Here is a 9,509-nt window from a genome sequence, read left to right on the forward strand (position 1 = left end):
GGCGTCCCCAAGCGGTTCGATCAATTCCAGCTGGCTGTTGGCGACATCGATGAAGGCAACGCGCACGCCCTGTTCCGGCATGTCGAACGGCGCCCGGCTGACGCTCGCGCCATACAGGCGCGCATAGTTGGCGATGGCGGCATCAAGGTCGGGGCAGGCAATGCCGACATGGTTGAGGCGGCCAAGCAGCGGCGGCGGCAAATCGTCCATCATTCGTCTCCCTTTGTGCCCGCACTTGCACGCGGCGCGCGCGCGGGCAAGATGCCGGCATGATCTACATCTGGCTCAATGCCCTGCCGATTTTGGCCGCCAACATTGCCGGCTTGCTGGCCGCGTCCGCCATCGACCGGCCGCGCAGCCCCGGTGGCTGGCTGACGGCGTTTTTCGCCTGCGCATGGCTGTGCGCCATTCTGGCCGGCGCGCTGATCCTTGCGCCGCCCAAGGGGGGCGTCTGGGTGATGACCATCGGCAGCGCCTTTGTCATCTGGCTGGGCTTTGTCGTGCCGGTGCTGGCGGTGTCGCTGCGCCATGTCAGGCAGCGCTGGCGCAGCGTGCTGCGCCAATGCGGCTGGTGGTTGATGGTCATGGCTGTGCAGGCGGTTGTCCTTCGCCTCATCGGGCTGGTGCCGCCGCCAGTGGGTTGAACCTAATCCGCCAGATGCACCACTTCGGCCGATTTGGGCTTTTTCAGCAGCAGCAGCAGCGGCAGGAAGCACAACGTCACTACCGCCATCAGCCGGAACACATCGATATACGCCACCATCGCCGCCTGGCGGTTTACGGTCAGGTCGAGCATTTCGATGATGGCATCGCCGCCCAGCGCCTGCAGCAGCCCGGCATCGGCCCATGGCACTTCGAACGGCGACAGGTTGCCGCCCAGATCGGCGTGCGCCACCTGCATCTGCCGCGCCAATATGCCCACCCCCAGGCTGATGCCCACCGAGCCGCCAAGGTTGCGCAGCAGCATGAAGAACGCCGACGCATCGGTGCGCAGCGCCATGGGCAGGCTGGCAAAGGCGATGGTGTTCAGCGGCACGAACACCAGCCCCAGCCCGGCGCCCTGGAAAAAGCCGGTGACGCCGAACGGCCAGGCGGACTGTTCGGGCGAAAACAGGCTCATCCCCCACAGTGCCGCCGCCGTCATCAAAAACCCGGCGCCGATCATCAATCGCGGATCGGCGCCGCGCCCGACCAACTGCCCGGCCAGCATCATGGTGATCATCATGCCCACGCCGCGCGGCATCTGCATGATGCCGGTGGTGATGACCGGATAACCGAACAGCGCCTGCATCATGGTGGGGATCAGCGCGGTGGTGCCCACCAGCAACAGCCCCGTCAGCGTGATGAACAGGAACCCCGTCACGGTATTGCTGTCCCGCAGCATGCGTTGGTCGAGCAGACCGGCCGGCACCAGCCAGCTGTGCACGCCGAATGCCCATAGCGCCGCGATGGCCACGCCGGCTTCGATCCGCACCTCCCAACTGTCCAGCCAATCCAGCTGCTGGCCGCGATCAAGGCACAGTTGCAGCGCGCCGACGCCGACGGCCAGCAGCGCAAAGCCTGTCATGTCGAACCGCCGCTGCGGCAACACCGGCTGCGGCAACGCAGCGGCGGCCAGCACAAAGCAGATGATGCCAAAGGGCAAATTGATGAGGAACACCCAGCGCCAGTCGAAACTGTCGGTCAGCCAGCCGCCGATGACCGGGCCCAATATCGGCCCGACCATGATGCCGACCCCCCACCAGGCCATGGCAGGTCCGTGTTTTTCCGGCGGCCAGGCATCGAGCACATAGGCCTGGCCCAGCGGCGCCAGAAACGCCCCAGCCGCGCCTTGCAGGATGCGGAACGCCACCATCTGTTCCAGGCTTTGCGCCAGGCCACACAGGGCCGAGGCCGCCGTGAACAGCGCGACAGACCACAGGAACAACGTGCGCCGCCCGATCCGCGCCGCCAGCCAGCCCGTCAGAGGAATGGCGATGGCGGTGGCGACGATATAGCTGGTCAGCACCCAGGTGATGGTGTCGGCGGCAGCATTCAGGCTGGGCTGCATGTGCGGCAGCGCGACATTGGCAATGGTCGAATCCAGCACCGTCATGAAGGTGCCGATCATGACGATGAACGTTACCGCCAGCGGCGATGCGGCTCCGCGCTCGGGCGCTGCTGCCGCAATGCTGGCCATCAGCGCGTCGTGACGGTGACGCTGGCCGACAAGCCGGCGATCAGCGGCACCTTGTCTTGCGGATCAAGCACGATCCGCACCGGAAGGCGCTGCACGACCTTGACCCAGTTGCCGGTGGCATTTTGCGCTGGCAGCACTGAAAATTCGGCCCCGGTGCCGACCCCGATGCTGGCGACGCGGCCGGTCAATGGCGTGGACGGATAGGCATCGAGCGTCACCTTGGCGCGCTGGCCGACGCGCATGTCCTCAATCTCGGTTTCCTTGAAATTGGCTTCGACATAGCTGCTGCCGGCGACCATCACCGACAGCGCCGATACGCCCTGAAGCATGACCTGGCCGCGCAACACCTTGGATGTCTGGGTGGCAATGCCATCGGTGGGCGTGCGGATGATGGTGCGCGACAGGTCGAATGCCGCCTTGTCGCGCGCTGCCATGGCCGCCAGCACCAGCGGGTGCGTGTCCACGGGCACGGCTTCGCCAGCGGCTGCCTGCGCCTCTGCATTGACTGCGGTGGCGCGGGCCAACTCGGCACGGGCGCTGGCGACGGCAAATTCGGCCTGTTGTGCCCGCGCCCGGGTTGCAAAGCCGTCGCTGAACAGCTTTTGCTGCCGCGCCAGTTCGACAAGGGCAAAATCCAGTGCCGCACGCGCGCTGGCGATGCCGGCGGCGCTGCTGCCGGTGCCGGACTTGCGCTCGCGCACCTGCAGCCGCGCGCTGGCCAGATTGGCCTGCGCCTGCGCCAGCGCGATCTGGAAGGGCCGGTCGGCCAGCCTGATCAGCACCTGGCCCATTTTCACAGGCTGGTTCTCGGTGACCAGAACGTCGACGATACGGCTCGACACATCGCTGCTGATCGCCACCTTGTCCTGGCGCACATAGGCATTGTCGGTACTGACGGTGCCGCGCGCCGCCAGCCACATCCACACGCCGACCGCCGCCACCAGCAGGGGCACCGACAGCATCAACGCGCGCTGACGCCAGACGCGGGCGGTAGCGGGAGATTTTTCGAGCCGGGCGTGCATCACAGGGTCACCACCTTGTCTTCCAAGGGCGCGCGACCGGACAAATTGGTCCGCAGCAGGGTCAGCATGCCGGCCAGCCGCTCGGCGTCATCGTCATTAATGCCCTGCATCATTTCGGCGCGCACTTCCTCGCCCACGGCGCGCAGGTCTTCCAGCAACGCCTGCGCGTGCGACGTGAGGAACAGGCGCCACATGCGGCGATCGTCCGGATCGGGCCGCCGCTCGACCAGCCCGGCATCGGCCAGCCGGTCGACCATGCGGCCCACCGTGATGGTTTCCACTTCAAGAATGTCCGCCAGCATCGCCTGGTTGACGCCTTCCGCCCGCGTCAGTGCAAACAGCACCCGCCACTGCGGCCGCGACACACCGATGCTGCGCGCCCGCGCGTCAAAACGCCGGCGCAGCAATCGCGCACAATCAGACAGCAGAAAACCCAGGGCATCGGACATATTTGCAGATTAGCATACATGCTTATCATCAGCAACGTGATGACAAGCAGCAAGTTGCGGTCTGGCGCCGCAGCGCCGGCGCGGTTACTGTGGCAGGCGCCAGCGGCCTTGCTGCCGGCCATGATGCGCGGGGCAGAGTTTTCATGCTGTTAACGGACGTCGGTCTGGCCAGCCATTTCATCGCCGCCCTTGGCTTTGCCGGGCTGACGGTGGCTGCTGTCTGGCGCCAGCGTCTGGCGCTCAATCTCTGGCTTGCTGCTGCGGCGGCGGTCACCGCGCTCTGGGCTGCGACGTTTGTCGCAGCCATGCTGGTGGACCTCTCGTTCGCGCCATGGATTTCTCGGCTCCAGACCGTCAAGGTCGCAGCCTGGATCGGGCTGCTCCTGCATTTGCTGCGCCCGGTCTGGCAGGGGCAGGCGCGTGGGCGGGCCTCGTTCGTCGTCGGCGGCGTGCTGGGCTTTGTGCTGACGCTGCAAATGGTGGTCGATCTGCTGGGCGCCACCGGCGGCGCGCTGAACGGCGGGACCGACCTTGCCGCGCAGTTCTTCCTGGTCACCCGTATCGCGGTGTCGGTCACGGGGCTGGTGTTGGCGCACAACCTGTACATCGGCAGCGATGTCGGCACCCGCAACGGGCTGCGGCTGCTGGCCATCGCGCTGGCCGGGCTGTTCTTGTATGATCTCAATTTCTACACGCTGGCGTTCCTGCTGCCGCCGGCCTCGCCCGATCTGTACAATATTCGCGGCGCGGTCGACACGCTGGTGGTGCCTCTGCTGATCTTTGCCACGCGCGACAGCTGGCTGCGCGGGGCGCGGGTCTCGCGGCAGGTGGTGTTCCAGTCGGTCGCCTTTTCCGGCGTCGGTTTCTATCTGATCGCCATGTCGGTGCTGGCCTATGGCCTGAAACTGGTTGGCGGTGACTGGGGCGCGCTGTTGCAGGTCACGTTCCTGTCGGCGATGGTGATCGCCGGTGCCGTGGTGCTGTTTTCGCCGCGCTCGCGTGCCTGGCTCAGGGTGCAGATCGCCAAGAATTTCTTCCGCTACAAATATGATTATCGCCATGAATGGCTGCGTTTCATCGCCACCGTGTCCCAGCCCGGCGACGCGGCCGGCCTGACGGGCCGCGTCGTGCAGGCGGTTTGCACCGTGGTCGACAGCCCCGGCGGCGCGCTGCTGGTGCCCGAGGATGATGCCATGCACACGCTGGCGCAGTGGCAGCTTGGCGGCAGCGATATCCTGCCGTTGCCGCTCGGCAGCCCGCTGATCCGCTACCTGGCCGATGGCCCGCGCATCATCGACCTTGATGGACTGCGCGCCGGCGATGCGGAATATGAAGGGCTCGAATGTCCGGGTTGGTTGGTTGCCGACCGCAGGCTCTGGCTGCTGCTGCCGGTCATTCATATCGAGACTTTGGTCGGTGTCCTCATCATCCGGCAAAGCCTGGTGCCGCGCCCGCTGAATTGGGAGGATTTCGACCTGCTCAAGACGCTTGGCCGCCAGGCCGGCAGTTATATCGCCGAAAGCGCCAGCCAGAGCGCGTTGGCCGACGCCCAGCGTTTCGAAGAATTCAACCGGCGGTTTGCCTTCATCCTGCACGACATCAAAAACCTTGTCTCGCAGCTCAGCCTTGTGGCCCGCAATGCCGAACGCCATGCCGACAATCCCGCCTTCCGCGCTGATATGGTGGCAACGCTGCAAAGCTCGGTCGGCAAGATGAACAGCCTGCTCGGCTGGCTGTCGCAGCGGGCCGGCACCGCCGGCGAAGGCGCGCTGCGTCCGGTGCCGCTTGGTCTGTTGCTGCGGCAGCTGGTGCGCAGCCGCGCCGCTGGTCATGCCGGGCTCTCGCTCGACCTGCCAAAAGATCAAAGTGCCGACGCGCTGGTCATCTCCGGCGATGCCGGGCGCATCGAGCAACTGTTCGCGCACCTGCTGCAAAACGCCATGGATGCGTCCGCCCCCGATGCCCCCATAAGCCTGACCGTACGCACCACCGCCAGCGAGGTCATCGTGACCCTCGCCGATCGCGGCCATGGCATGTCGGCGCGCTTCATCCGGCAGGAACTGTTCCAGCCGTTCCGTTCCACCAAGCCCGATGGTTTTGGCATCGGCGCCTATGAGGCCCGGGAAATTGCCCGCAGCCACGGCGGGCGCCTCGAAGTTGCCAGCCAGGAAGGCGAGGGCACGACATTCACCGTCATCCTGCCATTGCTGGCGCCCGAGATGAGCGGTATCGCCGCGCAATGAGTTCCCTGCCCAAATCCAAGCTGCTGGTCGTCGAAGATGACGAAGGGCTGCAACGCCAGTTGAAATGGTCCTATGAGGATCACGAGGTCATCATTGCCGGTGATCGCGTGGCCGCCATCGAGGCGCTGCGCACGCACCAGCCCGATGTCGTGACGCTTGACCTTGGCTTGCCGCCCGATCCTGACGGCGTCTCCGAAGGCTTTGCGACCTTGCAGGACATCTTGCAGATTCGCCCGACAACCAAGGTCATCGTTGCGTCGGGCCATGGCGCCCGCGAAAGCGCGCGGCGCGCGATTGCGATGGGTGCCTTTGATTTCTATCACAAGCCGGTCGATATCGACGAGCTTGGCCTGATCGTGCGCCGGGCCTTCCATGTCTCCGGCCTCGAGGCGGAGAACCGCCGGCTGGCTGATGCCGGCAACCAGGGCAACAGCGTGCTGGGCGGCATGGTCACGGCCGCGCCTGAAATGATCAAGGTCGCCCGCATGATCGAGCGCGTGGCCACCGCGCAGGTGTCGGTGATGCTGCTGGGGGCCAGCGGCACCGGCAAGGAGCTGCTGGCCCGCGGCCTGCACAATTGTTCGCTGCGCAAGGACAAGGCGTTCATCGCCATCAATTGCGCCGCCATTCCGGAAAACCTGCTCGAATCCGAATTGTTCGGCTATGAAAAGGGTGCCTTTACCGGCGCCATCAAGACCCAGCCGGGCAAGATCGAACTGGCCGAGGGTGGCACGCTGTTCCTCGACGAAGTCGGCGACATACCCTTGCCGCTCCAGGTCAAGCTGCTGCGATTCCTGCAGGAACGCGTCATCGAACGCATCGGCGGCCGCAAGCCGATTCCGGTCGATGTCCGCATCGTCTGCGCCACCCACCAGAATCTCGAGGACATGATCACCACCGGGCGTTTTCGCGAGGACCTGTATTACCGCCTTGCCGAAATCGTTGTGCGTATTCCGACGCTGGCTCAGCGCGCCGGCGACGCCGTGCTGCTGGCGCAATATTTCCTCGGGCGCTTTGCTCGAGAAAACAACCGCGAGTTTCGTGGCCTGACGCCCGATGCCGTGGCAGCCATCGCCGACTGGCACTGGCCGGGCAACGTCCGCGAGCTGGAAAATCGCATGAAGCGCGCGGTCATCATGGCCGAAGGCACCAGGCTTGCCGCATCCGACCTCGATCTCGCCAATGCCAGCGACGAAGCGGGCATGAGCCTCAAGGCAGCGCGCGAAGCCGCCGACCGCGTCGCAATCCGGCGGGCGCTGGCGCGTACCGACAACAATGTCAGCAACGCCGCCAAATTGCTCGGTGTCAGCCGGCCGACGCTTTACGATCTGATGCGTCAGTTCGGAATCGAGTAGCGGCACGCGCAAGCACGCTTGCATACAACCGCTGCTTCCCCTAAGTCCGCCGCTCGGTCGGAGCGTGGCGCAGTCTGGTAGCGCACTAGACTGGGGGTCTAGGGGTCGCAGGTTCGAATCCTGTCGCTCCGACCAGTTAGCCCCCAGCACAACAGGTCAAGGCAGTTTCGGCGAAAGCCGCCGCTCTGTCGCCCTGTCCTACATAAACCAAATGGGTTAATTTGCCCCGGCATTCATCGCCATTCCGGCGAGGTTTGACTGTGCGGAGACTGTGACATGAGTATATTTGGCGCGCTGATCGCCCCCATCGCCGGCCTGATCGACAAACTCATTCCCGACCCGAAGGCGCGCGACGCCGCCAAGCTGGAACTGGTCAAACTGCAAAATGGCCAGGAGCTTGAACTGCTGCACGCGCAATTGTCCGCCATCGTCGCGGAGGCAAACAGCAACGACCCATGGACCAGCCGCGCCCGGCCCAGCTTTTTGTATGTCATGTACACGTTGCTGCTCTGGTCGATCCCGATGGGACTGATTGCGGCCGTGCAGCCGCAGATGGCGCACGATATTGCCACCGGCATGACACGCTATCTCAACGGCCTGCCCGAGCCGCTGTATGCGTTGTTCGGCACCGGCTATCTTGGCTATACGGCGGCGCGGCAATGGGGGAAGGTCAAAGGCGTGGACAAGTAAGGCAGGCGCGAAAAAACTCACGAAACCGTCAACTTCGTCAACTTCCGCCGCTTTGCGTCGCCTTCACGTAAACGACATGCGGCCGCAGCGGATGGCCGGGCGGCAGTGCCGGATGCTCGAAATCCAGCGCCTCCGCCCGGTCCATCCCGAGCCGCTGCATCAGCCCCCAACTGCGGGTATTGCCGGGCACCGTGAAACTGACGATCCGGGGCAGTGCCAGCGTTTCGAAGCCATGCGCCAAGGACGCGTGCGCCGCTTCATGTACATAACCCTGGCCCCAATACTGATGAGCCAATCGCCAGCCGATCTCGATTTCGTCTTTCACCGGTGCCTGGAATTCGACCCTGCTCAGCCCGCAAAACCCGATAAAACGCCGGTCGGATTTCCTTTCCATGGCCCAAGCGCCAAATTTATGCACACCGATATGGTTCATGATCCGCACGGCCATGGCCTTGGACTGTACTTCGTTCATCAACGTCGGGAAATGCGCCATGACGCGCGGATCGCGGCCCATGGCGGCAAAGGGCGCCAGGTCATCGTCGCGCCAGGGCCGCAGGATCAGGCGCTGCGTCTCGATCACGGGAACAGCGGCGCCTGCGCCAAACCCATGGTTTCGGGCAAGCCAAGCGCCAGGTTCATGTTCTGGATGGCCTGCCCCGACGATCCCTTCACCAGATTGTCGATGGCGGCAATCACGATCACCCGGCCCGGCACGCGGTCATCGAAGGCATTGATAACGCAGTGGTTCGACCCGCGCACCATCCGCGTGGCCGGTGCAACGGCAGGGGGCAAGAGATGCACGAACGGCTCATCGTCATAACGCTCACCCAGGATCGCCCGCAGCGCCTCCGCCCCGTGCGGGCTTTCGACCACGCAGGTCACAAGCTCGCCCCGGTTCATCGGCACCAGATGCGGCGTGAAACTGATCGTCACCGGATTGCCGGCCCGCAGCGACAGTTCCTGCTCCATTTCCGGCATATGCCGGTGCCGGCCGATGCCATAAGGGTGCACAGCTTCGGAAATTTCACCAAAAAGGTTGGCTTCCTTCAACCCGCGCCCGGCGCCCGACACGCCGGAAAGCGCGTTTATGGTGATACGCTCATGGCCGATGGCGCCGGCCGCCATCAACGGCAACAGCGCCAGCAGCACGGCCGTGGGATAGCAGCCGGGGCAGGCGACCAGCCGCATACCGGGCAGCGAACCTCGCGCAAATTCGCTCAGGCCATAAACAGCGCCGGGCAACATGGCCGGGGCCGGATGCGCACCGCCATACCAATCGGCATAGACGTCCGCATCCTTGAGGCGGAAATCTGCCGACAGATCGATGATCACCGGGCCATTGATGCCCGACAGCAGCGCCGCCGACGCCGCATGCGGCAAGCAGCCGAACACCACATCAATGGCCGAATAATCAATATCCTCGGCGCGCACCAACCGGGGCAGGGTCGGATACATCGCCATATGCGGCCAGATATCCGCCATGGTCTGCCCGGCCTTGGCATTGGCCGAAAGCGCCGCGATTTCCACACCGGGATGCCACAGCGCCAGCCGCACCAGGTCCGCCCCGGTAT

At 64.8% G+C, this 9,509-nt stretch carries 10 protein-coding genes and 1 tRNA gene; 5 read left to right on the forward strand and 6 right to left on the reverse strand.

Features of this window, described 5'->3' with window-relative positions; genetic code table 11:
* Positions 1–213 (reverse strand): VOC family protein (locus RMQ73_RS11675; RefSeq protein ID WP_310498424.1); only part of this gene is annotated, 213 nt, incomplete at its 3' end.
* A gap of 56 nt (positions 214–269) precedes the next feature.
* Here RMQ73_RS11675 and RMQ73_RS11680 point away from each other — a divergent pair.
* Positions 270–644 (forward strand): hypothetical protein, encoded by a 375-nt coding sequence (locus RMQ73_RS11680; protein ID WP_310498425.1) that lies wholly within the window; start codon positions 270–272, stop codon positions 642–644.
* Positions 645–646: 2 nt separating this feature from the next.
* Here the strand turns inward: RMQ73_RS11680 and RMQ73_RS11685 are convergent, their stop codons facing one another.
* From RMQ73_RS11685 to RMQ73_RS11695, 3 genes are read right to left on the reverse strand one after another with little or no spacing between them, the layout of a single operon-like run.
* The gene (locus RMQ73_RS11685) at positions 647–2,179 is read right to left on the reverse strand and encodes a DHA2 family efflux MFS transporter permease subunit (protein WP_310498426.1); all 1,533 of its coding nucleotides are present in this window, start codon (positions 2,177–2,179) and stop codon (positions 647–649) included.
* On the reverse strand, positions 2,179–3,201 hold the full coding sequence (locus tag RMQ73_RS11690) for an HlyD family secretion protein (RefSeq protein WP_310498434.1): 1,023 nt from the start codon (positions 3,199–3,201) through the stop codon (positions 2,179–2,181). The genes RMQ73_RS11685 and RMQ73_RS11690 overlap by 1 nt, the downstream gene beginning before the upstream one ends.
* A complete protein-coding gene (locus tag RMQ73_RS11695) occupies positions 3,201–3,650 on the reverse strand; it encodes a MarR family transcriptional regulator (RefSeq protein WP_310498428.1) in 450 nt (149 codons plus the stop codon). The genes RMQ73_RS11690 and RMQ73_RS11695 overlap by 1 nt, the downstream gene beginning before the upstream one ends.
* Before the next feature lie 143 nt (positions 3,651–3,793).
* Between RMQ73_RS11695 and prsK the strand changes: the two genes are divergently transcribed.
* The 4 genes from prsK to RMQ73_RS11715 all read left to right on the forward strand — a co-directional run bounded on the left by prsK (position 3,794) and on the right by RMQ73_RS11715 (position 7,938).
* Positions 3,794–5,893 (forward strand): XrtA/PEP-CTERM system histidine kinase PrsK, encoded by a 2,100-nt coding sequence (gene prsK, locus RMQ73_RS11700; RefSeq protein ID WP_310498429.1) that lies wholly within the window; start codon positions 3,794–3,796, stop codon positions 5,891–5,893.
* Positions 5,890–7,248, forward strand: coding sequence for a PEP-CTERM-box response regulator transcription factor (prsR, locus tag RMQ73_RS11705; protein ID WP_310498430.1), 1,359 nt, complete (start codon positions 5,890–5,892; stop codon positions 7,246–7,248). The genes prsK and prsR overlap by 4 nt, the downstream gene beginning before the upstream one ends.
* 58 nt (positions 7,249–7,306) lie before the next feature.
* Positions 7,307–7,383, forward strand: a tRNA-Pro gene (locus RMQ73_RS11710).
* Between the two features lie 141 nt (positions 7,384–7,524).
* On the forward strand, positions 7,525–7,938 hold the full coding sequence (locus tag RMQ73_RS11715; RefSeq protein ID WP_310498431.1) for a holin family protein: 414 nt from the start codon (positions 7,525–7,527) through the stop codon (positions 7,936–7,938).
* 37 nt (positions 7,939–7,975) lie between these two features.
* On the opposite strand, the gene RMQ73_RS11720 is transcribed toward RMQ73_RS11715, so the two are convergent.
* The gene (locus tag RMQ73_RS11720) at positions 7,976–8,518 is read right to left on the reverse strand and encodes a GNAT family N-acetyltransferase (protein WP_310498432.1); all 543 of its coding nucleotides are present in this window, start codon (positions 8,516–8,518) and stop codon (positions 7,976–7,978) included.
* The coding region (argC, locus tag RMQ73_RS11725; RefSeq protein ID WP_310498433.1) for an N-acetyl-gamma-glutamyl-phosphate reductase at positions 8,515–9,509 on the reverse strand (995 nt) is incomplete at its 5' end. The genes argC and RMQ73_RS11720, both read right to left, overlap by 4 nt.

This window comes from Sandarakinorhabdus sp., assembly GCF_031430775.1.
In the GTDB taxonomy this organism is placed as follows: Bacteria; Pseudomonadota; Alphaproteobacteria; order Sphingomonadales; family Sphingomonadaceae; genus Sandarakinorhabdus.

Coding starts and splice junctions, on each gene's coding strand:
- RMQ73_RS11680 (WP_310498425.1), top strand. CDS start 270: ATGATCTACATCTGGCTCAATGCCCTGCCGATTTTGGCCGCCAACATT.
- RMQ73_RS11685 (WP_310498426.1), bottom strand. CDS start 2,179: ATGGCCAGCATTGCGGCAGCAGCGCCCGAGCGCGGAGCCGCATCGCCG.
- RMQ73_RS11690 (WP_310498434.1), bottom strand. CDS start 3,201: ATGCACGCCCGGCTCGAAAAATCTCCCGCTACCGCCCGCGTCTGGCGT.
- RMQ73_RS11695 (WP_310498428.1), bottom strand. CDS start 3,650: ATGTCCGATGCCCTGGGTTTTCTGCTGTCTGATTGTGCGCGATTGCTG.
- prsK (WP_310498429.1), top strand. CDS start 3,794: ATGCTGTTAACGGACGTCGGTCTGGCCAGCCATTTCATCGCCGCCCTT.
- prsR (WP_310498430.1), top strand. CDS start 5,890: ATGAGTTCCCTGCCCAAATCCAAGCTGCTGGTCGTCGAAGATGACGAA.
- RMQ73_RS11715 (WP_310498431.1), top strand. CDS start 7,525: ATGAGTATATTTGGCGCGCTGATCGCCCCCATCGCCGGCCTGATCGAC.